Origin of the sequence: Microcoleus sp. D2_18a_D3, assembly GCF_036702455.1 — a bacterium.
Lineage (GTDB): Bacteria > Cyanobacteriota > Cyanobacteriia > Cyanobacteriales > Microcoleaceae > Microcoleus.
Map to the genome: position 1 here is coordinate 138,766 of NZ_JAUBTK010000004.1, position 21,759 is coordinate 160,524.

Genomic DNA, 21,759 nt, shown 5'->3' on the forward strand with positions numbered 1-21,759 from the left:
CCTCTATTTTAGGATTAAGAGTGTTTAACCGCAGAGAGCGCAGAGGGCGCAGAGAGGGGAAGGGAGAAGGCAAAAGGTAGAGGAATGAATTAATCAATTACCAATTCTACTCGTTCACAGGCTCTGCCTGGGAACGCAGATCGGGAGGCTCTGCCTCCAATTTTCCTCCGCAAGAAGCGAGGCAGAGCCTCTGGACATCGGTTCCCCGGCAGAGCTTGGGAACCAGTTAATTACCCATTCCCAATTACCCATTCCCAATTACCGTAAGAAGCTGTTGTTAATCCGGCTGCCATTAAAATTGCTACTGTCAGCCAGAGTCGCTCTTTTGGTGTTGATTTTGAGTCGGCAGGTAAAGCTCCTTGATACCCGCGAATTAGCATGGCTGCGTGTACTCTTTCTGCCCGATCGAGACTTCGCAAATAAAGCGCTCCGATCATGGAAGCACTGGCGTAGCGCAGCCATCCTCCGGTACCGGACAAGCCCCGGAGTTGGGCTGATATTTTCATGCGGTTGACTTCGGACAGCAGGATTTCTAAGTATTGTCCTGTTAAAAGTACAATCTCTTGCAAACCTGCTGGTAGGGGTAATCCTTTGAGGGCGATTCCGAAACTGTGGGGTGGCAAAGTTAGCAGGAAGCTGTTCATAATTAGCAGGCAAATTAGGGAACGCAGCAACAAAAAACTGGCACGTTCCCAACCTTGGGGCAGCACTAATAAGGAGAGAAAAATCAATTCTGCTCCCAACAGTTGCGCTAGGGTTCGCACCGGAGCCCTGAGCCAAAACGACCAAAAAAGTGCGATCGCCCCATAAATTCCCAGCCACAGCCAAGCGCCTGTCTTCAGAAAACCCATGCCAATCACAATTGTGAGAGACACTCGCAATCGAAAAGGTATGGAGAGTTTAGACATCTTTAGGTTTTACCACCAACTGAGCAATTCCAAAAGCCGCGCCGAAGCTGAAGGCAGACCCTAAAAGTCCAGCAATGCTAGTACCAATAGGCTGTTCTTCTAATCCTTTAACTGTGTAATCTGCTAAAGGAGTGGGATTTTCGATCGCCACAGCTTCTTTATCTTTAAAGCCGTATTTTTCGGCTACCGCTTCTAACCCGTCAGGCCAACTTGATGCGAACAGTGAAAGCACCCCGGAAATTAATAAAACTCCGATTACTGGCACTACCCATTTCTGCAATTGTGGCTGTTGTCCCGGCAGTAAATCCGGCCGCACTTTGACGAGATAAGTTAACACGCTGCCTGTAATTACCCCTTCGCCAATCCCAATTAAAATATGTACGCCTACCATTGCTGGCAATGCGATATTGAGCCCTACTGTACCAGAAATTGCCAATTGGATCGCCACACTAATCGAAGCAGCCACGACGCTGAGGCCAGCGGCGATGCCCGCGGCTAGGGGCAAACGATTTCTGGAACCTCCCAAGAGTTGCTGCAATGGCTGCAACAGCCACCAGCCCACCCAAATGCCAACTAGCCCCATGTTAAAAATATTGGCTCCCAGGGCGGTGATGCCCCCGTCGGCAAACAAGACGCTCTGAATTATAAAAACCGTGCTCATTGCCAAAGTTGCCGCCCAAGGGTTCCCCAAAACGACGGATGCCAGCGCTCCTCCCAACAAGTGCCCGCTGGTGCCGCCGGCTACGGGAAAGTTGATCATCTGGGCTGCAAACACGAAAGCTGTGGTTAAGCCCATGATTGGGGCTTGTCGGAGTCCAAGACTCGCGCGGGTTCGATTCAGGGCAACTGCAATTACTGCTGCACTTGCTATGCCGGTGGCAACGGCTACTGGCGGTGAAAGAAAACCATCAGGTATGTGCATTAATGTATCCCAAACGAGAGAAGTTCCAGCCCTTTAGTCAACTATTTTTTACAAAAATTTACCATCCCCTGTGGGGGTATTTCGGCGATCGAGCGATCGGGGGATTGGGGGCGGGCGATCGCTTATGGGATATAGATTAGCGCCTCATCGGCAGAATTTTGAGGATGAGAAATTTTACATTAAATCATCCTGAAGAATTATTCGGATATTTTACCCACAACCCGCACCTAGAAGCTTTTTGATAAGAATTATCAATATTTCTTTACAGACTCAACTGCAAAATGTATTCACCGTCAAACTCAAACAAAAATTTTAAATAAATATAAAGAATTAACTGAAAATCCCTTATTGGCATTAAAGGGGGTTCTTGAAAACTTATTGCATTAATTTTTTGACTACAGCAGCAGTGAAATTGCCCGATAGCTAGTCAAATCCAAAGTATTGCGTGTTATCGAGACTCAAAACTCCGAGTTATTGCAAGTCAATATAGTTAGCAGTATGTTTGCGGTTGTCACTTGCGACAATGTGCGATCGACTTTGCCCGCACTAGCTGCATTATCAAGAAACTCAAAATACTAATGCGCTTATTCTCAAGTAATTTTCCGCACAACCTACAGGAGGTTTGCCAGTGGTGCTGCGCTCAACCCAAGACTCAACTACCGATTTAGTTCCCTCTGAATCTCCCAGACAATTAGATATTGCTCAAGTTTCTATCTACGGGCTGAGCTTTTTATCTGCTGGTTTATTTCTGTTTTTACCTTTAGTTAACTTATTGCATCCGATCCCTTGGCAGCGGTGGATCGGAACCATTCACGGCATGGGTGCAATGTCCGCATTACTGGTAATGGTTTATACGGGACATTTGGCTTTTCCTTTGCTGCGGGGAGCCGGTAAAATCTTGCCACAAATGCGTACTTTAGCCTTTACTGAAACGGCTATGGCGAGTAGCCGTACAGATAAGACTGTCCAATCTGTACCTGTATCAGCAGGCTAGCAGGAAGTTCAGGCGGTGGATGGAACAAATCAGACAGCAGAAATTACCGATCGCGTAAAACTAGATGAGTTAGCTCTCAAAGTCTACGAGGCATCGATCGAAGTTGGCACACTAGCCCTAGGTTCAGTCAAAATCTAGTGTATCGAGTCAGTACAAGTCAAGATGGGGCGATCGGCAATTTCGAGCCCCTCAATCAACCAGCCAAGGATTACACCAAAGAAACTCCTTTGCCAAATCTGCTGAAATCTTCCGAAACTAGCAGCAGTAACAGTGCACCACCAGTCGCTAAGTTTACTTTAGTGTTTGCTCCTACGAGAACCTTAGAAGTTAACCCGTAACTCACATACAACATCTCTCCAGTAAGGTGCGCCATCAGCAGCTTACTTTTCATTTTTAACTTAAATGTGCTATTATAAACAGCGCCCTCTCAGGCATTCTCCATCTAAAACAACAAATGAAAGAACTTGACGAAAAAAAAACTCAGGAACTGCTATGCACCATCATGGAATGGGAACTAGCAGGTGTCGTGCGCTACACTCACTATTCACTAATGGTGACAGGGCCAAACCGGATTCCCATCGTGCAGTTTTTTAAAGCACAAGCAACGGAATCCCTACTCCACGCCCAACAAGCAGGAGAAATTCTCACCGGTTTAGAGGGGCATCCCAGTCAGAAAATTGCTCCCATCGAAGAAACCTACAAACACTCGGTGAAAGACTTATTGGAAGAAAGTTTAAATCACGAGAAAAAAGCGCTCAAAAAGTATAAATCTTTACTTGAAATTGTGACTGACTCCAGCGTGTATTTGGAAGAATATGCCCGCAATCTAATTGGACAAGAAGAATTGCACCAAGTAGAACTGAAAAAAATGCTGCGGGATTATAGTTGATTTAATCATTAGTTAATTGTTATTGGTTATTGGTTATTGGTTATTTCCAATGACCAATGACCAATGCCCCATGCCCATGCCCCATGATTATAAAAAATGAATTTTAGTGAAGCCATACCGACTTTTGTAATTACCCTGCGCGAAGGTGTAGAAGCCGCCTTAGTCGTCGGAATTGTACTAGCTTGCCTCAAAAAAGCCGAGCAAAGTCACCTCAATTCTTGGGTGTATGCAGGTGTCGCAGCCGGCATTGCTGCTAGCGGTTTTGTGGGTGTTCTATTCAATGGATTGCTCGCAGCACTCTCAACATCTGAGCAGCCTTACGCACCAGTCATTAAACAGCTATTAGAGGGCGTGTTGGGAATTGTGGCGATCGCAATGCTAAGCTGGATGCTAATTTGGATGACTCAGCAAGCGCGCTTTCTCAAAGCTGAAGTTGAAGGAGCAGTTACAGCAGCTTTGACAGAAAATAGCAATGCCGGCTGGGGCGTATTTGGCTTAATTTTTATTGCCGTACTGCGCGAAGGTTTTGAAACAGTTATATTTGTCAGCGCTCAATTTCAACAAGGTTTAACTCCTGCTTTAGGTGCTTTGGGCGGTTTGACTGGGGCGGCAATCATTGGCGCGCTACTGTTCAAGTGGGGCGTAAAAATTGATATCCGCCTGTTTTTCAAGTTTATGGGGATTTTGTTGCTGTTAATCGTGGCAGGTTTGGCAGTATCTGCACTCAAGCATTTTGACCAAGCCGCTGGGATGTTGTCGCAGATGAATAGCCAGTATGCAGCGATTTGTTTTTATTACGATCGCCTCGCACCACTCCACTCTTGTATTTTAGGGCCTATGGTGTGGAATGCAGCGGAAATTTTGCCCGATCGGCAATTTCCAGGAGTGCTTCTCAAAGCACTGTTTGGATACAGAGATCGACTTTATCTCGTCCAAGCAGTGGCTTACACAATATTCTTAGCCACCATCGGCGGTCTTTATTTCCAAAAACTAGGCTCTAAGGCGAGTGTTCCGAACCACAATACTCAGCCAGATCGAGCGGAAACTCGCCCTCACTAGGTATGCAAGCTGTTTTTATCGGTTGTTTTGGTGATTCCAGGGCGAGAAAAAAATTAGCCCCACACGCAAGAAATTGACCAAAAATTTTCAGGTTGCGGGATTGATTATTTGACTTTTATATGATATGATTAAATGATGGTAGCATTGTTTATTTATTTTATAAATAGTCATATTAATATTATCTAATAATACCGTCAATACCCAAAAAAAGCAAGCACTACCCCTCAAAAAACACAAAAATTTTTTAAGCAAAATTAACTAAGTTAAAAAATTTACAGTTAACGGTTAACAGGGTCATGGAAGACGCCGACTACCGTTAGGGTTATCCTGTGAAGCCCCAGGCGCACCCTGCAAAAGTTAAGGCTGTTCTTGCCAACCCAAAATCTGCCCCCAGGAAGATTTTTGGTCAACAGTTTTCTGATATGCGCTCTTATGGCTTATAATTAGTACAAGAATATTTACAGATCCCCGAAAGTTCTTAATCAACCTTATAATCCTTAATGAAGCTTAAAATTAAAAAATTGTTCGTTAAAGTTACCTGGAACCCCCAGAAGGCTGTAGGATTTGCCATTCGGTTAGCGGTGAGATAAATAATGATGCCTCGGATACTTGTTATTGATGATGACGCGGCGATCGCCGAACTCGTAGCCGTCAACCTAGAAATGGCTGGCTACGAAGTCACCCAGGCAGAAGACGGCATCAAAGGTCAGGCACTAGCCATACAACTGCTCCCCGACCTGATCATGCTAGACCTCATGCTGCCTAGAGTAGACGGATTCACCGTATGTCAGCGTTTGCGGCGTGACGAGCGCACCTCAGACATTCCCGTCTTGATGTTGACAGCCTTAAGTCAAACTCAAGACAAAGTAGAAGGCTTCAACTCCGGCGCCGACGACTACCTGACCAAACCCTTTGAACTAGAAGAGATGCTAGCCCGAGTGCGAGCTCTACTAAGGCGAACAGACCGCATCCCCCAAGCTGCCAAACACTCCGAAATTCTGAATTACGGCCCGCTGACCCTTGTCCCCGAAAGGTTTGAAGCTGTTTGGTACGCTCAGACAGTCAAACTGACCCACCTAGAGTTTGAGTTGCTGCACTGCTTGCTTCAGCGCCACGGTCAGACAGTCTCTCCCAGCGAAATTCTCAAAGAAGTGTGGGGTTACGACCCCGACGACGACATCGAAACAATTCGTGTACACATCAGACACCTGAGAACCAAGATGGAACCCGATCCCCGCCATCCTCGGTACATCAAAACCGTATACGGGGCTGGTTATTGCCTGGAGTTACCCAACAACGAGCAAGTAGCTGAAGAAACCAAATCCTCTGCTTGAGCTAGGGCGCCCGATGCCACAAGCAGTGAAAAATTCAGCTAGAAAAGCCTGAGAGCTAATGGTCTCAGGCTTTGTTGTTTGGAGTTTGAGTGAATATGTCAACAAGTAGGCATTGATTCTCTTGATTCGGAAAAAAACAATCCTGCACCCTCCTCCAACCGTACTTTTAGAGAAGCTTGTCCATAGGAAAGTACCGGATTTCTTTTTCCACCTTGTATTTTCCGAGAGGATTGGATAGCTACGTGAACAATACTCTAGCCATAATACTCTTTAATAATATTATTTATCAATAAATTTAGAGGTATTCCTTTAGCTGCTATTTTTGCGAACGAGAGGCCAAACTCCGCTCAAGCGCCAAAAACAGTCATAATCGTGATATAACGATGTTTTTTCCTGCTGATTTACATACCTGAACTCAAATCGGTGAAAATTTTTCTCAAATACCCCTTGACGAAACTACTAAAATTGTTGATTATCTATATCAATAACCTGCGATCGCTTAAAACTCCACTGACATCTTTCTCAAGAGGTAAATCGCCGTGACCAGCATGGCAAAAAAATCCTTCCCACCCAACGGAAAATCATTTCCCTGGTGGGTCGGCAACGCCCGCTTAATCAACTTTCCAACCGTTTGCTCGGTATCCACGTCGCCCATGCCGGCCTCATCGTCTTCTGGGCGGGAGCCTATACCCTATTGGAGCTTTCCCGCTTTAACCCAGAATTGCCCATGTACGAACAAGGCTTAATCCTGTTGCCAAATCTAGCCAGACTCGGCTGGGGCGGGGGTGGGGGAGGCAAAATTGTCGATACTGATCCGTACTTCGCCGTTAGGGCGATTCACCTCTTTCTCGGCTTCGGCGGCATCTTTTACTCCCTCAAAGGGCCAGCAACCCTCGAAGCAAGAACTTCTTTCTTTGGCTACACATGGGAAGACGCAGACAAAATGACCACCATCTTGGGAATCCGCCTAGTTTTGCTGGGTGTCGCTACCTTCTTGTTGGTGGCCAAAGCTATGTATTTTGGTGGTTTATGACTGTCTTTTTCTAATATTTATGTATCGCCACTTTGATTATTTTTGTGGAGTCTGTCCGTAACATTGCCCGAAGGAGTGCATCAAATCAAGCGCTTCTATCCAATTCCTTGTTATTGGGATTTTTTTACTAAGGACTACCGCCACACATTTACAGTGCGCCCGTGCGTTGCTTGTACTAAAGATGCGATGGTTGCACTGACTTTGAACCTACAACTGGTTTTGCCAATGCTTATCAGCAAAATTGCTATAAACTTCACAAAAATTACGCACAAATACCGAAAACCACTTTTTCAGTTCCACTTGTAGCAAGGGGATAGGTGACTAGCAGATTACCCTGGACTAAAGGGGAGTCTAGAGTTATATGGATTCTCACGGAAAATATACTTTAGGAGAATTTCAAAAAGAGCGCGAATAAATAACAGATAATCCATTACAATCCTCGTTCAACTTTTTTATTTTTTCCGACATGAATTTATACAGTGCTAACTCACTCAAAGTCGAACTCAACCAGAGAGGCTGCCGCCTGACTCCCCAGCGAGAAACTATTTTGAGTGTCTTTCAAAATCTACCGCAAGGCAATCACTTAAGTGCGGAAGAATTATACAAGACTTTGCAGAATAAAGGAGAACGAATTGGCTTGTCTACTGTCTACCGAACGCTGCATTTATTAGCAAGGATAGGAATTTTGCGTGAACTAGAATTAGCAGAAGGACACAAACATTACGAACTGAATTTTCCCGAATTGTACCACCACCACCATCTGGTTTGCATTCAGTGTCACAAAACCTTTGAATTTAGCGATGAATCTATTTTAAGAATTGGCAAAAAGCAAGTTGAAAAAGCTGGGGTAGAACTGCTTGACTGTCAATTAACTGTGCGAGCTGTTTGTTTGGAAGCGCTACGGGAGGGATGGCCTTCTTTGGTACCCAGCAATTGGTTGTGTCCCAGATATCATTCAGCAATTGATGAGGAAATTAGTTGAGTTGAATGAAATATACTTGGGTAATTGGTAATTGGTGGTAATTGGTAATTTGTGTTTTTTTATTCGTTATGAGCTGTTAGTTATTAGCACCTACAAATAACCAATGACAACTGACAACTGACAACTGACAACTGACAAATAACCAATGACAACTGACAACTGACAACTGACAAATAACCAATGACAACTGACAACTGACAACTGACAACTGACTGCACTTTTGCAATCAAGCAACCTCAGAATCGCAACGTTGGTGTTCCATCCGAAATATGTTAGCGTACAAACTAGCAACAATCTGTTTGCCTTCCTGCGTCAACTGCAAGTAACCGAGAGATTCACTGATGTGAGGATAAATGCCGCTCCAGTAAAACTTAGAGTAGCTTTGCAGCAAGTCGCCCGGATGTCGATAGCCCAAAAGTTTAGTAGCACCGCTTTCTTCCAACTCGTAAAACAACGCGCCAATTTTCTGCAAATATTGCGGGTTGCTGAGCTGACCTATCAAGTCAGCACCGCGAACTAAACTAGAGTAATTAACTGCATCCTCGTCAGTGTTGCCGTCAAGCACCGAGAAACGAGTCTGTTCTATGTTCTGCTTAATTATCTCAGCATTAATTAGCTTGTGGTTGCCGAAGCGCTCGTCAATAAACAATTTAGCTCGGTCAACTCGGTAAGGAGCTAGGCTGGCCGCTGTTGCACCGGGAGCAAGTGCAATTCTCATGCCATCTTTTCCCGTAGCATACAATCCTTCTGATTCTTGGTCTTGCCGGCAAACTCCTTTGACATATCCGATGTCTTGGCACAGCAAAGAAATGATGAAGTGCAGCCAATCTTCGCAGGAAACTCCGCCTTGGCGAATGTGTTTTCCCCGCAAGATTTCTTGACCGACTAAGCTAATGCAAATGGCGTGTTCTACATTGTGATAAAGAGCGTCGCTGTTAGCGATGTTTTCTAACGCCATTGCGCCCACCCAGGCAATAATGTCAGCATAGTCTGATTTGTAGCCTCCGTAAGTGCGGCTGTACCCGTTCTGAAGTTGTTCGATGAAAGCCTCGATCAGCAGTTCTGTAGAATTAAACATACCGTGTCCTTTTACCTTAATATTTCCTTTTAACAGCGGTGCATCTATTGGGGAGTCCTCTACTTTTCTGGATGAGATTTTAGTTCACAACTCATGCACCCCCTGTGCGTTGTGCTCTGTGGGTGGCAAGTGGGTGGCAATCTGAAAACTCCTTGAGGCTGCTACGCCGGGGGAGTCACGAAGCAATCTCGCGCCCTGACTCAAAACTCCCAAGTAACTCAGTCCGTCACTGACACCCATCCCCGCCGTACTGCATACAGCAGCCTGCTGACAATTTTTCGATCGTCTGAACTTTTTAAAGTGTGACAATTAATTGCGTATTGAATTTGCTGGAACTGATCCCGATCGATCTTACCGGATTTCCAAATGTTCAAGTAAAGTTCGGAAATTTTATATTCAGGAATATAAGCTTTGGTTGTCATCTGCCGTCAACTCAATGTATATTTCTTATTGTCCGGCAATTTTAGATAACTTTATGTGATGTAGATCGGCTATAGACGGTGATGCGATCGCATACTGGAGTTAAGGCGCCTCTCCTCACAATGGTAATTCGATCTAAAAAGCGCAATATTGCGATCGTCATAAATTTTGCTGACGGCTCTGAAAATCATCATAGTTGCGCCTAAATTATAGGATGTCACATACCATTCTCCCGTTGCGCTCGCCCCCTCCCAACTTGCAGCAAGGAAGGAAGTTCGATCGCGGATCGCGCAAATTTCTTGCCAAAGAAACTCGCGTCGTGTACAATACAGAGTCTGGTATCCTCACTTACCCATAATTATTTTCATTCATCCCGTCCCCCCAGAGGGGAAGGGACTTTCAGTGCGGATACAGCCAAATCACTATATTCAGCAAAAAGCTAGAAATGCCGTAACTCATGCCCACTATTCAGCAACTCATCCGTTCAGCACGGGAACAAACGCAGAAAAAAACCAAATCGCCAGCTCTCAAGAGTTGCCCCCAGCGCCGCGGAGTTTGCACCAGAGTGTACACGACCACCCCGAAAAAACCCAACTCGGCGCTGCGGAAGGTGGCTCGGGTACGGCTGACCTCTGGTTTTGAAGTCACCGCCTACATCCCAGGGATCGGTCACAACTTGCAAGAACACTCGGTAGTAATGATCCGGGGCGGTCGGGTAAAAGATTTGCCCGGAGTTAGATACCACATCATTCGGGGTACATTAGACACCGCTGGGGTGAAAGACCGCAAGCAGGGTCGTTCCAAATACGGGGCCAAGCGTCCTAAAGAGAAAAAATAACACGGAACTCGTCCGATCGTCGGGGTTGGGAAGCAAAAAAAAATCCGATCGCGCCGCTCAACTGCACGCTCGATCGTCATAAATCGAGATGTGATCCCAAAAGCCCAAAGTCAATCATTCAAAATCAAAAATCCCAAATAGAACTATGTCTCGCCGCACAGTTATTCAAAAACGTCCAGTTCCACCAGATCCAACCTACAACAGCCGGTTGGTAAGCATGATGGTGAGACGGATCATGCAGCACGGCAAAAAATCCGTTGCCTCCAGCATCGTCTACGACGCCCTCAAAACCATCCAAGAACGCACAGGGGCTGAACCGTTAGACTTGTTTGAAAAAGCAGTCAAAAACGCAACACCCCTGGTAGAAGTCAAAGCCCGCCGGGTAGGTGGCGCCACCTACCAAGTGCCGATGGAAGTGCGTTCCGATCGCGGTACAACCCTCGCCCTCCGCTGGCTGATCAGATTTGCCCGCGCCCGCACCGGCCGCTCGATGGCAGCCAAGCTAGCCAACGAACTGATGGATGCAGCTAACGAAACAGGGAGTGCTATTCGCAAGCGCGAAGAAACTCACCGCATGGCTGAAGCAAACAAGGCTTTTGCTCACTACCGCTACTAACTGCAACAACTGGCATGGAGAAGAGCGCGATCGTGCGGTATAAAAGCATCGGGTGAAAAATTGGAAAGTGTAATAAGTTTTGAGTGTTGAGATTGCTTCTCTTGGCGCTGTTGCGATTGGTGAAGCAAACTCAAAACTCCCAAACTCAAAATTCACGCACTCAAAATTCACGCACTCTCTAAATCCTCCATGTCGCATCCTTAATATTTTTGTAAACAAATCTTGCAAAAAATATTAAAATGTAACAATAAGCTCCAGAGACTTTTGTAAGTCGCTGGGGAGTGCAAAATAGGGTTACTGTGTAGTATAATAGTATTATAACAGCAACACAAGATTAAGGAGGTAGCTGTGGCACGTACCGTCCCGCTAGAAAAAACTCGCAACATCGGCATCGCAGCCCACATCGACGCGGGCAAAACAACAACAACTGAAAGAATTCTGTTCTATTCAGGCATGGTTCACAAAATGGGTGAAGTGCACGAGGGAACAGCAGTCACTGACTGGATGGAGCAAGAGCGGGAGCGGGGAATTACGATTACTGCCGCTGCTATCACCACCAGTTGGAAAGATTACAAAATCAACATCATCGACACTCCGGGACACGTAGACTTCACGATCGAAGTCGAACGCTCGATGCGAGTGCTCGACGGAGTGATCGCAGTGTTCTGCTCGGTAGGGGGAGTGCAGCCGCAATCCGAAACAGTTTGGCGACAGGCCGATCGGTATAAAGTACCGAGGATCGTGTTCGTCAACAAAATGGATCGGATGGGGGCAAACTTCTACAAAGTCTACGCCCAAATTCGCGATCGCATGAGAGCGAACGCCGTACCCATCCAAATCCCGATCGGCAGTGAAGAAAACTTCCGGGGAATTGTAGACTTAGTGCACATGAAAGCCTATATCTACAACAACGACATGGGAACCGACATCGAGGAAGTAGAAATCCCCGATGAAGTAAAGGATCTAGCCGTAGAATACCGCACCAAGCTGATCGAGTCGGTAGCAGAAACCAACGACGCCCTCACCGAGAAATACCTCGAAGGCGAAGAGTTAACGGAAGAGGAAATCCGCTTGGCCCTGCGTCACGGCACTGTCGAAGGTACGATCGTCCCCATGTTGTGCGGTTCGGCATTCAAAAACAAAGGCGTTCAGTTGTTGTTGGATGCAGTCATCGACTATCTGCCGTCGCCCTTGGAAGTTCCTCCCATACAAGGACTCCTGCCCAACGGCGACACAGCAGAGCGGTTTGCCGACGACAACGCCCCGCTGTCAGCTCTGGCATTCAAAATCATGGCTGACCCCTACGGCCGCCTGACTTTTGTTCGCGTCTACTCCGGTATCCTCAAAAAAGGAACCTACGTCCTGAACTCCACCAAAGACAAAAAAGAGCGGGTTTCTCGCCTCATTGTACTAAAAGCGGACGATCGGATAGAAGTTGAGGAACTCCGAGCCGGAGACTTGGGAGCAGCCTTGGGTTTGAAAGACACCTTCACCGGCGACACCCTCTGCGAAGAAGGAGCGCCAGTGATTCTGGAATCTCTGTTTATTCCAGAGCCAGTGATCTCGGTGGCTGTCGAACCCAAAACCAAACAAGACATGGAGAAGCTCTCCAAAGCCCTCCAGTCACTCTCGGAAGAAGACCCCACCTTCCGAGTCAACGTTGACCCAGAAACCAACCAGACAGTCATCGCCGGCATGGGCGAACTGCACCTGGAAATCCTGGTAGACAGGATGTTGCGGGAATTCAAAGTAGAAGCCAACGTGGGTCAGCCACAAGTAGCCTACCGTGAAACCATTCGCAAATCCGTCCGCGCCGAAGGTAAATTTATCCGCCAAAGTGGCGGTAAAGGTCAGTACGGTCACGTCGTGATCGAACTAGAACCCACCGAAGTCGGAAGCGGCTTTGAATTTGTCTCCAAAATTGTTGGTGGCACTGTACCCAAAGAGTACATCGGCCCGGCAGAACAAGGGATGAAAGAAGCCTGCGAATCAGGTATTGTAGCAGGGTATCCCGTGATTGACCTCAAAGCTACTATGGTAGACGGGTCTTTCCACGACGTAGACTCCTCAGAAATGGCATTTAAGATCGCCGGTTCAATGGCGATCAAAGAAGCCGTGATGAAGGCGTCGCCAGTGCTGCTAGAGCCTATGATGAAAGTAGAGGTTGAAGTTCCCGAAGATTACATCGGGAACGTCATCGGAGACCTCAACTCGCGTCGGGGTCAGATCGAAGGTCAAGAGACGGATCAGGGGATAGCCAAAGTTTCTGTAAAAGTTCCACTAGCAGAAATGTTTGGTTACGCCACAGACATCCGCTCGAAAACCCAAGGTCGAGGCATCTTCACAATGGAATTCAGCCATTACGAAGAAGTGCCGCGAAACGTGGCTGAAGCCATTATCGCTAAGAACAAAGGGAACTAATGATTTTAGATTTTAGATTTTGGATTTTGGATTGAATCCAAAGTCTAAAATCTAAAATGTTAAAATCTAAAATCGCTAAAAGAAACAAGGAACAAATCGAGAATGGCACGCGCAAAATTTGAACGGAATAAACCCCACGTAAACATCGGCACGATCGGTCACGTTGACCACGGCAAAACAACTTTGACCGCCGCGATTACGATGACTCTCTCTGCACTAGGTCAAGCAAAGGCTAAGAACTACGCCGACATCGACGCTGCGCCTGAAGAAAAAGCACGGGGTATTACGATTAATACTGCTCACGTGGAATACGAAACCACAGGTCGGCACTATGCCCACGTAGATTGCCCCGGACACGCTGACTATGTGAAAAACATGATCACCGGTGCAGCTCAAATGGACGGCGGCATCCTAGTAGTGTCAGCAGCAGACGGCCCCATGCCTCAAACTCGCGAACACATCCTGCTAGCTAAGCAAGTTGGCGTTCCCAGCTTGGTTGTCTTCTTGAACAAAGAAGACATGGTGGATGATGCTGAACTGTTGGAATTGGTAGAACTGGAAGTTCGCGAACTTTTGAGCTCTTACGATTTTCCGGGCGATGACATCCCCATCGTCACAGGTTCGGGATTGAAAGCTCTCGAAGCGATGCTTGCTAATCCCAAGACTGTCAAGGGCGAAAATGAGTGGGTTGACAAAATCTACAAGCTGATGGAAGAAGTAGATGCTTACATCCCCACCCCAGAACGCGAAATTGACAAGCCTTTCTTGATGGCAGTTGAAGACGTATTCTCGATTACTGGTCGGGGTACTGTCGCCACAGGCCGGATCGAACGTGGAACTATCAAAGTCGGCGAAACAGTCGAATTGGTGGGTCTTAAGGACACTCGCAGCACTACAGTGACTGGTGTGGAAATGTTCACCAAGTCTCTGGAAGAAGGTTTGGCCGGCGACAACGTTGGTCTACTGCTACGGGGGATTTTAAAGGCGGATATTGAACGCGGAATGGTGATTGCCAAGCCGAAAAGTATCCTGCCTCACACTCAGTTTGAATCTGAAGTGTACATCCTGAAGAAGGAAGAAGGCGGCCGGCACACGCCCTTTTTCTCTGGCTATCGCCCTCAATTCTACGTCCGTACCACTGACGTGACCGGCACGATCGCACAATTCACGGCTGATGACGGTACTGAAGCAGAAATGGTGATGCCAGGTGACCGGATCAAAATGACTGTTGAGTTGATTCACCCGATCGCGATCGAACAAGGAATGCGCTTCGCTATCCGCGAAGGTGGCCGCACCGTCGGCGCCGGCGTTGTTTCCAAAATCCTCAAGTAGGACTCGCATAACAGCCTAAATAGCAGAAAAGCCAGCCAATGTCAATAGGCTTTTCTGCTATTTAGTGAGTAGTGAGTAGTTATAGGTTAGTGGCCAGTTGTTAGTAGTTATGGGTTAAATGTTCAATAACAAATAACAAATAACAAATGACTGATGACTAATGACTAATGACTAATGACTAAAAATAAACTGAACCTAGAAAATTCAAGAAACAAAAATGGCAACAATTCAACAGCAAAAAATTCGCATCCGCCTCAAAGCTTTCGATCGCCGAATTCTAGACGCATCCTGCGAAAAGATTGTAGATACAGCAAATCGGACAGCAGCCATAGCGATCGGCCCGATTCCCCTACCGACAAAACGACGGATTTACTGCTTGCTGCGATCGCCCCACGTAGACAAAGATTCTCGCGAACACTTTGAAACCCGCACGCACCGCCGCATCATCGACATTCAGCAGCCATCGGCAAAAACAATTGACGCTTTGATGAAACTGGATTTGCCAGCCGGCGTAGATATCGAAGTCAAGCTGTAGATTGAGGGCTTGGAAAATAACAAAAAAAGGAACAAGGGAAAAATACTTTGTTCCTTTTTTTTCATTCCCGGACGCAAAGATAGTCAGAAACCAGTTTTAAAGTTGAGAATACGATCGAGGTTTTGTAAGCTGCGTTGCTGGTAATGCTATGGTTGATAAGATTCTTTTCTGTTTAGAGAAATTTGCTATCATAGTTTAAGCGATCGCTATTCGATATTTCTTCAATTACCAGCTATGAACATTCAGTTGGTTGACTCCTTAATTCAAGTCATTGAATCGCTGACACCTGAAGAGAGTTGGTTGTTCCAAGAAAAACTTTCCGCTAGGGCGATTCAGAGTACACCTGGAGTCTGTGGAGGAAATGCCCGGATTCGCAACACCCGCATTCCTGTTTGGACACTCGTTTCGCTTCACCAACAGGGGGCTGATGAGGCCCAGTTACTTCGGAATTATCCAGTCTTGGACGATCGCGATCTAGAGAATGCTTGGCGTTATTACGATCGCCACCGCGAAGAAATCGATCGTATTATTATTTCTCATCAAACCGATGATTGAAAGGGTGAGGCTTTATTCCAATGAAAATTTCCCGATCGCAATGGTCGAGCATTTGCGTAGTCTTGACAGTGATGTTTTAACTTCTTATGATGCCGGTCAAGCAAATCAAGGAATTCCTGATGACGAGGTTCTGCGCTTTGCGATTGCACAAAATCGGGCGGTAATTAGCTTCAATCGCGATGATTTTGTGGCGCTGCACCGTGGTGGCGATCGCCACGCAGGAATTATTGTTTGTAAAGACGATCGAGATTACCTGGGACAAGTTACTATTCTTCATGCCTATCTTCAGCAAGTTGATTCGTTGGTCGATCGCCTAATTCGGATCAAAAAGCAGAATCAGCGTGGCTTGAGTCATCCGGTTTTTGTGGTTCAAGAGTACGCGCGATAATTCACCCACACCAAGCAAAAACCTGGGTAACAACCAAGGATTTTTGAGGAAAAACCCGGTTTCTGATCCTACGCATCAGCCCAAAGCCTCGATCGCCCGCGTCGCATTTCCCCCCGATCGCCCCTCACCCCGCCCGGAATTGCCTTTAATCAGTTAAAGTAAGAAAAATAAGCGCAAGTACCGTCACCTTTGAGCGACAATGGCATCCTCTTCCTCTGTAGCAGTTCGCGAACTCCCCTTATTTCCGTTGCCGGAAGTGGTTCTATTTCCAGGTAGACCGCTGCCGCTGCAAATCTTCGAGTTTCGCTATCGAATCATGATGAATACGATTCTGGAGGGCGATCGGCGTTTCGGTGTACTCATGTGGGACCCCAACCAAAACAAAGTCTCTGCCGTTGGCTGTTGCGCCGAAGTGATTCACTGTCAGCGCCTCCCCGACGATCGCATGAAAATTATGACTCTCGGCCAGCAGCGGTTCCGAGTGCTCGACGCAGTTCGGGAAAAACCCTATTTAGTCGGTCTAGTAGAATGGATGGAAGATGAACCGCCGCAAAAAGACCTCAGACCTTTGGGAAAAGATGTCGAACAACTGCTGAGAGATGTAGTTCGCCTCTCCAGCAAATTGATGGATCAGCCGATCGACCTGCCGGAAGACATTCCCAGTTTGCCTACAGAATTGTCCTACTGGGTAGCCAGCTACCTTTACGGCGCAGCGACCGAACAGCAAACTCTTTTAGAATTGCAAGATACTGCTGCGAGATTGGAACGCGAAACCGAAATTTTGACTTCTACTCGCAATCACTTGGCAGCGAGGACTGTACTTAAAGATACCCTCAAGTAGCCAAGTGGTCTAGGAAAAAGCACGATCGGTTTGACCTGCATTGAAGAAATAATTACACACAAATCATTCGATTTTCGATTTTTGATTTTTGATTTTCGATTGACTGATGAACTAAGGGTTTGGCTCGCGGGCCTACAGTTCCATTCTTTTTTGGAACTGGTATCAGTTTAATTCTTAACTTCAAACAGGTTCGGATAGGTTCCTTATAGCAGTAAATGCTTGTGTTAGAAAATCACGACCAACCGAAACCATACGATGCAGTTAGAGGCGGTCAACTGCCACCTCCTGTGGGCGGTGTAGTGCTCGGCGGACTAGCAGGAGTTAAACATCGGCTGTCTAGTTCTGTCAGCGAACATCGAATCGCGGCCCTGACAGAGACATTGAATTACGGCGATGCCGGCTTAAAAATAGTCATCAAGATTTGTCAAAGCGAAACAGGGCCAGTGCAGCGGGCGGCCTGCGATTTGCTTCGACAAAGGCTGAATTCGATCGCCCGCGAAAAATTACAGGCCTTTGTAGCTTCAAGTTCAGATTCAGAAGCTGAGTTAGACAGCACGGAAAAAATATTAAAGCACTCATCCGGTGCAGTCTCAGAAAAAAATTACGATCGGCAAATGTCCGAAGCACTGTTAATATTTGAGACAATTACGCAGCAAATGCAACCAAATTTGTTGCTATTAGAAGCACTGGTAGCCTCTGTAGAACGGGAAGAATTTACCAGTGAACTGATGAATCTTTGGGAACTATTAATCTTAGAAATTCAGGAACCTCTCAAAGAACTGCGTCAGGCTGTTGGCAGTGCGATTTCCGCCCAACTGCGGATTCAGTGGCTGTACAATCAAGCTGAATCTCAAGCCAACCAGTGGCAGCAGCGAGCTTTGCTAGCTCTTCAGAAACAGGATGAAAATTCAGTCCGCCTCGCCGTGGTTCGCCAGCAGGTTCAATTCGATCAGGCGGCAGAACTAAAAATTGACTTAGACTACCAAACTGTGCGAGTAGAAAATCTCAACCGCAACTTGCTGGCTTTGGAAAGTAAGATTGCTCAAGCTAATTCCAAGAAAGAGATCCTCAAGATGCAGCTTCATTTTGCTAAGGTACAGCAGCAAATAGACTTCACTTTCAGCCAAGTCAATAGTATATTTTTTAGTCCTTAGTTGTCGGATTCTGCTGTTATATATTGCGTGATCTCAAACTTGTCTGACGCAAAAATGTATTGCTCCACTTAAAATTGCCTTATCTAACTTAGCTCCGTCCAGATTAGCTCCGCATAAAAATGCCCCGCTCAAATTAGCACCCCTCAAGTCAGATCCTCTCAAATCTGCGCCCTCAAGGTTACTTTCACACAAAAAAGCGTTTCTCAAGTTGGCTTTTATCAGACTCGAACCCCGCAGTTTAGCCTCGCTTAGATTGGCTTCTTCGAGGTTTGTATTGTCCAAGCAAGCATCTAGGAGGTTCGCTTCCATCAAGTTGGCGTTTTCCAAGTTTGCTCCGCTCAAATTAACACCTATCATTTTTGTGTCGCTCAAGTTGGCGTTTTCCAAGTTTGCTTCAATCAGGTCAGCTCCTGTTAATCTTGCGAAAGTTAGATCGGCTCCGCTCAGGTTAGCTCCATTTAGGTTGGTCATCACCAGACAGGCATTCTTGAGCTTGGCACCTATTAAGTTTGCCCCCCTTAAGTTGGCCAGGGCAAAATTTATTTCCTTGAGATTCGCACAGGCTAGATTAATATGAATTAGGAAAGCTTCTCGCAAAGAAGCCTCTTTCAAGTTGGTTTCATGAAAATTTCTTTCTCCGGCTGCGTATCGCTTGAGAAGTTCATCCGCATTCATCTCGCCAGCCTCCTAAGTTTTACTTAAAAATAAATTATACTACTGACAGTACATTGTAGCAACCAAATATTTTTAAAGTTTCTGTGTGATTTTTTAATTCATCGAGTGCCGATCGAACAAATGCTTGGCAGGCGTTAGCCTCAACGTCCATAAAGAAAATATATTCTCCGAGGGATCTTTTAGTCGGTCTAGATTCAATCCGACTTAAATTAATACCGCGACTGGCAAATACTTGCAAAGGTTTTACGAGTGTTCCCGGCATATTGGCAGGTACGCTAAAAGCGAGTGAGGTATGGGTGCAATTAGACGGTGAAGCATCGAGGATCAACTTAGAAGCAGATTGTGTAAGGGATTTAAGGGATGAGTGATCCCCTGGTTCTACGTTGGCGATTTCTCCAAAACTCCTGCTGAGTACCCAAAATCGAGTGTAATTATCGGGATAATCATTAATGGGGTGAGCTAACACTGGCAAATGGTAAAGTTCAGCAGCTCTTGGCGAAGATATCGCTGCTACATTTGTATCTTCCAGATATTGCAATGCTTCCGTGGTTGAATTCGCCGGAATTAATTGGGCTGAGGGAATAAACTGCCCCAACCATACCTGACACTGAGCTAGCGCTTGCGGGTGAGAGTAAACTTTTTTAATCTCGTTAAAATTTTTAGCATTAGACACTAGGGCGTGGGAAATTGGCAAAACTAAGGCGTGTTGAATGCGGAGTTGATCGAGTCGCCACAGTGTATCTAAGGTGACAGTCACGCTGCCTTCGATCGAATTTTCGACGGGCACCACTGAATAGTCAACCTGCCCTACGGCAGATGCCTCTAGCGCTTGAGAAATGGTGGAATAAGGACACAGGGTGCATTCCAAGTTAGTATTCAGGCTCAACCAATTGACATAAGCTAGAGCCGCTGTTTCTGCATTTGTACCAACAGGGCCGAGATGTGCGATCCTCTTCGAGGGCTTCGCTAACGAAATTTTCATTTAGAGGCAATTTTAGGTTACAAATGTTTGCTTGACTCTCATCAGCTAGGAAGTATGATGAAAAATTAGCGATGTCCCGAAAGCTTTTATCAGTGATTTCTCGGATGACATTGCTGGGTACACGACTTAGGGGGCAACTTATGTCACCTTAAAAAAGGTGATAGTTTATTAAGATATGCTTAGGAATCCTATATTTTGATATTTTCTCATGTACATCCGCTTTAATTCTTCCCAATCCGTTGAGATCGCCGTACCAGAGGAACGGGTTCCCATTCAACATTATCTGCGCCAGCCGAGGCGACTGGTGAATGCCCTTGTCGATCAAAGTCGCACAGAACAGCTAAACGATGACTGTTTCCGCCTGAAAATGCGACCGTTACAATTTATGATGCTGAGCATTCAACCCACAGTAGACATGAGGGTGTGGGCCCAGTCGGATGGCACCATCAATTTGGAGTCCGTCGCCTGCGAAATTCGTGGCGTGGGTTATATCAACGATCGCTTTGCTCTCAATCTCAAAGGAAAGCTTTGTGTACACCAAAGCAGCGGGGTAGCATACTTGAAGGGAAAAGCGGATTTGGAAGTGCAAGTAGAATTACCGCCACCGTTTTGGCTGACGCCCAAACCCATTTTAGAAGCAACGGGGAATGCTTTGCTCAAGAGCGTACTGCTGAGCGTCAAACAGCGGTTGATGCACCAGTTGCTCTTAGATTACCGTCGCTGGGCAAGCAGCGAAAGTGAGCTAAGATCGATCGATATCCCCCCAATCTTATCTTTAGAAGGGTGAAATCCTACTATAGAAGCTGTTAATTAATGTATAGGGATATTTAGGCGCAAATCAGGCGACTTAGCACAATATTAGTTAGACGCTCGAATTGGGCATCGGTCTCTTTGTGGCAACTAGCCAGCAGGGATAGATAGCTGCCGGTCAGTCAAGATCGATTTGAGTCAGCCCTCCAAGTTCATCGTCTTCGATTATTCCCACGCCCCCCGGCAAAGGAGTTGACCTGTCTTTTGAAACTTCGTCCTTTGGGCGGAGTTCGCGCTGCGGTGGCTTGATTATTTTGCCCGGTTGATTCGTTGCGGCCACCCGAATCCTGATTTTTGGCCCGGAATTGCCCAAGCGAATTGTCATCCCGTCTACAACTGACACCTGAGCGATCGGTCTATCATCTACATAAGTGCCATTAGCACCAAAATTAATAATTTCCCAGCCATGAGCGTGATTCCACAGTTCTACGTGGTGGCGGGAAACTACAGCGCTGTAAATAATTACATCATTGTCGTTCGATCGACCGATCCGAACCACGGGTTCTGATTCAAAACACCAACTTTGAACTGGGACAGACTGGATAGGATGTAAAAGAGTTAAGGTAATCACTGATGTTTTGACACTCCACCGCCAGACAGAAACGGGGATACTTCTAGAGAGATTTTTTGGGAGAAAACTGCAAAAAATTTGATTTTTAAAGCCGTCATCAGTGCGCCACTATTCCCTCTATCTGCCCTAAAAGTCGAACTTTTGGCTGCTTGAGGGTGAAGCAACTTTTGAGGGTTAGCTTTTGGCGCAGGGGCAAATTTTTGCGGTACTCGGTAACAACCAAACACGATGTGATAAATCGGGTGAACTTCCCAGTGATGGACGGCGGTTAAAACCGCTTGATTAATTTGGTCTGTGAGGGAGCGATTCTGCCGATGGGTGAGTCGCTCAATTCGATCGGCCAAATCACCAAAAAACGAGCGAGAAGCCCCTGGCTTCAGACATGGGGAGGAAAGCGGCTGCGACTTCAGTCGCCTTGAATC

Annotated in this window: 27 protein-coding genes and 1 pseudogene; 20 read left to right on the plus strand and 8 right to left on the minus strand. The window is 46.4% G+C overall.

From position 1 onward, the window contains the following. Positions 1–230: 230 nt before the first annotated feature. Together QUB06_RS03770 and QUB06_RS03775 are read right to left on the minus strand one after the other, a co-directional pair. A complete protein-coding gene (locus QUB06_RS03770; RefSeq protein ID WP_333434173.1) occupies positions 231–908 on the minus strand; it encodes an energy-coupling factor transporter transmembrane protein EcfT in 678 nt (225 codons plus the stop codon). After that, positions 901–1,830, minus strand: a complete 930-nt coding sequence (locus QUB06_RS03775) for an energy-coupling factor ABC transporter permease (RefSeq protein WP_333434174.1) — start codon at positions 1,828–1,830, stop codon at positions 901–903. The genes QUB06_RS03770 and QUB06_RS03775 overlap by 8 nt, the downstream gene beginning before the upstream one ends. Before the next feature lie 2 nt (positions 1,831–1,832). Here QUB06_RS03775 and QUB06_RS03780 point away from each other — a divergent pair, with 2 nt between their 5' ends. The 9 genes and pseudogenes from QUB06_RS03780 (at position 1,833) to QUB06_RS03820 (ending at position 8,121) form a co-directional block, all read left to right on the plus strand. Then, on the plus strand, positions 1,833–1,970 hold the full coding sequence (locus tag QUB06_RS03780) for a hypothetical protein (protein WP_333289243.1): 138 nt from the start codon (positions 1,833–1,835) through the stop codon (positions 1,968–1,970). A gap of 488 nt (positions 1,971–2,458) precedes the next feature. Next, positions 2,459–2,824: a hypothetical protein gene (locus tag QUB06_RS03785; RefSeq protein ID WP_333434175.1), complete on the plus strand. Its 366-nt coding sequence runs from the start codon at positions 2,459–2,461 to the stop codon at positions 2,822–2,824. A gap of 15 nt (positions 2,825–2,839) precedes the next feature. Then, positions 2,840–2,962, plus strand: coding sequence for a hypothetical protein (locus QUB06_RS03790; protein WP_333434176.1), 123 nt, complete (start codon positions 2,840–2,842; stop codon positions 2,960–2,962). Next, on the plus strand, positions 2,962–3,162 hold the full coding sequence (locus tag QUB06_RS03795; RefSeq protein WP_333434177.1) for a hypothetical protein: 201 nt from the start codon (positions 2,962–2,964) through the stop codon (positions 3,160–3,162). Before QUB06_RS03790 ends, QUB06_RS03795 begins: the two co-directional genes overlap by 1 nt. 116 nt (positions 3,163–3,278) lie before the next feature. Further along, positions 3,279–3,713 carry a ferritin-like domain-containing protein gene (locus tag QUB06_RS03800; RefSeq protein WP_333434178.1) on the plus strand — a complete coding sequence of 145 codons (435 nt, stop codon included), beginning with the start codon at positions 3,279–3,281 and terminating at the stop codon, positions 3,711–3,713. Between the two features lie 96 nt (positions 3,714–3,809). Next, complete coding sequence (locus QUB06_RS03805; RefSeq protein WP_333434179.1) at positions 3,810–4,772, plus strand: FTR1 family protein; 963 nt, start codon at positions 3,810–3,812, stop codon at positions 4,770–4,772. A 596-nt stretch (positions 4,773–5,368) separates the two neighbouring features. Further along, entirely contained in the window at positions 5,369–6,106 is a 738-nt protein-coding gene (locus QUB06_RS03810; RefSeq protein WP_039886887.1) for a response regulator transcription factor, read from the plus strand. Positions 6,107–6,654: 548 nt separating this feature from the next. Further along, positions 6,655–7,136 (plus strand): annotated as a pseudogene (locus QUB06_RS03815) (chlorophyll a/b binding light-harvesting protein); the annotation flags it as partial. Between the two features lie 469 nt (positions 7,137–7,605). Further along, positions 7,606–8,121 carry a transcriptional repressor gene (locus tag QUB06_RS03820; RefSeq protein ID WP_333289257.1) on the plus strand — a complete coding sequence of 172 codons (516 nt, stop codon included), beginning with the start codon at positions 7,606–7,608 and terminating at the stop codon, positions 8,119–8,121. A gap of 226 nt (positions 8,122–8,347) precedes the next feature. Here QUB06_RS03820 and QUB06_RS03825 read toward each other — a convergent pair whose 3' ends face one another. Beyond that, complete coding sequence (locus tag QUB06_RS03825; protein ID WP_333434181.1) at positions 8,348–9,199, minus strand: Npun_R2479 family HD domain-containing metalloprotein; 852 nt, start codon at positions 9,197–9,199, stop codon at positions 8,348–8,350. Positions 9,200–9,417: 218 nt separating this feature from the next. Next, positions 9,418–9,621 carry a hypothetical protein gene (locus QUB06_RS03830; protein WP_333434182.1) on the minus strand — a complete coding sequence of 68 codons (204 nt, stop codon included), beginning with the start codon at positions 9,619–9,621 and terminating at the stop codon, positions 9,418–9,420. Positions 9,622–9,833: 212 nt separating this feature from the next. On the opposite strand from QUB06_RS03830, the gene QUB06_RS03835 reads away from it, so the two are divergent. The 10 genes from QUB06_RS03835 to QUB06_RS03880 all read left to right on the plus strand — a co-directional run bounded on the left by QUB06_RS03835 (position 9,834) and on the right by QUB06_RS03880 (position 18,299). Beyond that, positions 9,834–9,977 (plus strand): hypothetical protein, encoded by a 144-nt coding sequence (locus QUB06_RS03835; protein ID WP_333434183.1) that lies wholly within the window; start codon positions 9,834–9,836, stop codon positions 9,975–9,977. Positions 9,978–10,076: 99 nt separating this feature from the next. Then, positions 10,077–10,457, plus strand: coding sequence for a 30S ribosomal protein S12 (gene rpsL / locus QUB06_RS03840; RefSeq protein WP_006632197.1), 381 nt, complete (start codon positions 10,077–10,079; stop codon positions 10,455–10,457). A gap of 145 nt (positions 10,458–10,602) precedes the next feature. Next, on the plus strand, positions 10,603–11,073 hold the full coding sequence (gene rpsG, locus QUB06_RS03845) for a 30S ribosomal protein S7 (protein ID WP_006632196.1): 471 nt from the start codon (positions 10,603–10,605) through the stop codon (positions 11,071–11,073). A gap of 348 nt (positions 11,074–11,421) precedes the next feature. Continuing rightward, the gene (fusA, locus tag QUB06_RS03850; RefSeq protein ID WP_333434184.1) at positions 11,422–13,494 is read left to right on the plus strand and encodes an elongation factor G; all 2,073 of its coding nucleotides are present in this window, start codon (positions 11,422–11,424) and stop codon (positions 13,492–13,494) included. A 102-nt stretch (positions 13,495–13,596) separates the two neighbouring features. Further along, positions 13,597–14,826, plus strand: a complete 1,230-nt coding sequence (gene tuf / locus QUB06_RS03855) for an elongation factor Tu (protein WP_333289265.1) — start codon at positions 13,597–13,599, stop codon at positions 14,824–14,826. A gap of 217 nt (positions 14,827–15,043) precedes the next feature. Beyond that, positions 15,044–15,361 carry a 30S ribosomal protein S10 gene (rpsJ, locus tag QUB06_RS03860; RefSeq protein ID WP_445251358.1) on the plus strand — a complete coding sequence of 106 codons (318 nt, stop codon included), beginning with the start codon at positions 15,044–15,046 and terminating at the stop codon, positions 15,359–15,361. A gap of 234 nt (positions 15,362–15,595) precedes the next feature. Next, complete coding sequence (locus QUB06_RS03865) at positions 15,596–15,916, plus strand: DUF433 domain-containing protein (RefSeq protein ID WP_333434185.1); 321 nt, start codon at positions 15,596–15,598, stop codon at positions 15,914–15,916. Continuing rightward, entirely contained in the window at positions 15,843–16,304 is a 462-nt protein-coding gene (locus tag QUB06_RS03870; RefSeq protein ID WP_333434186.1) for a DUF5615 family PIN-like protein, read from the plus strand. Before QUB06_RS03865 ends, QUB06_RS03870 begins: the two co-directional genes overlap by 74 nt. Before the next feature lie 199 nt (positions 16,305–16,503). After that, entirely contained in the window at positions 16,504–17,145 is a 642-nt protein-coding gene (locus QUB06_RS03875) for an LON peptidase substrate-binding domain-containing protein (RefSeq protein WP_333104131.1), read from the plus strand. A gap of 215 nt (positions 17,146–17,360) precedes the next feature. Further along, on the plus strand, positions 17,361–18,299 hold the full coding sequence (locus QUB06_RS03880; protein ID WP_333434187.1) for a PspA/IM30 family protein: 939 nt from the start codon (positions 17,361–17,363) through the stop codon (positions 18,297–18,299). Between the two features lie 33 nt (positions 18,300–18,332). Here QUB06_RS03880 and QUB06_RS03885 read toward each other — a convergent pair whose 3' ends face one another. Further along, on the minus strand, positions 18,333–18,974 hold the full coding sequence (locus tag QUB06_RS03885; RefSeq protein WP_333434188.1) for a pentapeptide repeat-containing protein: 642 nt from the start codon (positions 18,972–18,974) through the stop codon (positions 18,333–18,335). A gap of 34 nt (positions 18,975–19,008) precedes the next feature. Further along, entirely contained in the window at positions 19,009–19,956 is a 948-nt protein-coding gene (gene pheA, locus QUB06_RS03890; RefSeq protein ID WP_333434189.1) for a prephenate dehydratase, read from the minus strand. A gap of 208 nt (positions 19,957–20,164) precedes the next feature. On the opposite strand from pheA, the gene QUB06_RS03895 reads away from it, so the two are divergent. Beyond that, the gene (locus QUB06_RS03895; protein WP_333434190.1) at positions 20,165–20,743 is read left to right on the plus strand and encodes a DUF1997 domain-containing protein; all 579 of its coding nucleotides are present in this window, start codon (positions 20,165–20,167) and stop codon (positions 20,741–20,743) included. Between the two features lie 141 nt (positions 20,744–20,884). On the opposite strand, the gene QUB06_RS03900 is transcribed toward QUB06_RS03895, so the two are convergent. Together QUB06_RS03900 and QUB06_RS03905 are read right to left on the minus strand one after the other, a co-directional pair. Next, positions 20,885–21,337 (minus strand): FHA domain-containing protein, encoded by a 453-nt coding sequence (locus QUB06_RS03900; protein ID WP_333434191.1) that lies wholly within the window; start codon positions 21,335–21,337, stop codon positions 20,885–20,887. Then, the coding region (locus tag QUB06_RS03905) for a hypothetical protein (RefSeq protein ID WP_333434192.1) at positions 21,334–21,759 on the minus strand (426 nt) is incomplete at its 5' end. The genes QUB06_RS03900 and QUB06_RS03905, both read right to left, overlap by 4 nt.

What these genes read in the sequence shown, in the direction of transcription:
- pheA (WP_333434189.1), bottom strand. Translation starts at nt 19,956, where the DNA reads ATGAAAATTTCGTTAGCGAAGCCCTCGAAGAGGATCGCACATCTCGGC.
- rpsL (WP_006632197.1), top strand. Translation starts at nt 10,077, where the DNA reads ATGCCCACTATTCAGCAACTCATCCGTTCAGCACGGGAACAAACGCAG.
- QUB06_RS03805 (WP_333434179.1), top strand. Translation starts at nt 3,810, where the DNA reads ATGAATTTTAGTGAAGCCATACCGACTTTTGTAATTACCCTGCGCGAA.
- QUB06_RS03870 (WP_333434186.1), top strand. Translation starts at nt 15,843, where the DNA reads ATGCTTGGCGTTATTACGATCGCCACCGCGAAGAAATCGATCGTATTA.
- QUB06_RS03810 (WP_039886887.1), top strand. Translation starts at nt 5,369, where the DNA reads ATGCCTCGGATACTTGTTATTGATGATGACGCGGCGATCGCCGAACTC.
- QUB06_RS03885 (WP_333434188.1), bottom strand. Translation starts at nt 18,974, where the DNA reads ATGAATGCGGATGAACTTCTCAAGCGATACGCAGCCGGAGAAAGAAAT.
- tuf (WP_333289265.1), top strand. Translation starts at nt 13,597, where the DNA reads ATGGCACGCGCAAAATTTGAACGGAATAAACCCCACGTAAACATCGGC.
- QUB06_RS03865 (WP_333434185.1), top strand. Translation starts at nt 15,596, where the DNA reads ATGAACATTCAGTTGGTTGACTCCTTAATTCAAGTCATTGAATCGCTG.
- QUB06_RS03825 (WP_333434181.1), bottom strand. Translation starts at nt 9,199, where the DNA reads ATGTTTAATTCTACAGAACTGCTGATCGAGGCTTTCATCGAACAACTT.
- QUB06_RS03800 (WP_333434178.1), top strand. Translation starts at nt 3,279, where the DNA reads ATGAAAGAACTTGACGAAAAAAAAACTCAGGAACTGCTATGCACCATC.
- QUB06_RS03780 (WP_333289243.1), top strand. Translation starts at nt 1,833, where the DNA reads ATGTATCCCAAACGAGAGAAGTTCCAGCCCTTTAGTCAACTATTTTTT.
- QUB06_RS03880 (WP_333434187.1), top strand. Translation starts at nt 17,361, where the DNA reads ATGCTTGTGTTAGAAAATCACGACCAACCGAAACCATACGATGCAGTT.
- QUB06_RS03775 (WP_333434174.1), bottom strand. Translation starts at nt 1,830, where the DNA reads ATGCACATACCTGATGGTTTTCTTTCACCGCCAGTAGCCGTTGCCACC.
- rpsJ (WP_445251358.1), top strand. Translation starts at nt 15,044, where the DNA reads ATGGCAACAATTCAACAGCAAAAAATTCGCATCCGCCTCAAAGCTTTC.
- QUB06_RS03770 (WP_333434173.1), bottom strand. Translation starts at nt 908, where the DNA reads ATGTCTAAACTCTCCATACCTTTTCGATTGCGAGTGTCTCTCACAATT.
- rpsG (WP_006632196.1), top strand. Translation starts at nt 10,603, where the DNA reads ATGTCTCGCCGCACAGTTATTCAAAAACGTCCAGTTCCACCAGATCCA.
- QUB06_RS03835 (WP_333434183.1), top strand. Translation starts at nt 9,834, where the DNA reads ATGTCACATACCATTCTCCCGTTGCGCTCGCCCCCTCCCAACTTGCAG.
- QUB06_RS03830 (WP_333434182.1), bottom strand. Translation starts at nt 9,621, where the DNA reads ATGACAACCAAAGCTTATATTCCTGAATATAAAATTTCCGAACTTTAC.
- QUB06_RS03820 (WP_333289257.1), top strand. Translation starts at nt 7,606, where the DNA reads ATGAATTTATACAGTGCTAACTCACTCAAAGTCGAACTCAACCAGAGA.
- QUB06_RS03875 (WP_333104131.1), top strand. Translation starts at nt 16,504, where the DNA reads ATGGCATCCTCTTCCTCTGTAGCAGTTCGCGAACTCCCCTTATTTCCG.
- QUB06_RS03895 (WP_333434190.1), top strand. Translation starts at nt 20,165, where the DNA reads ATGTACATCCGCTTTAATTCTTCCCAATCCGTTGAGATCGCCGTACCA.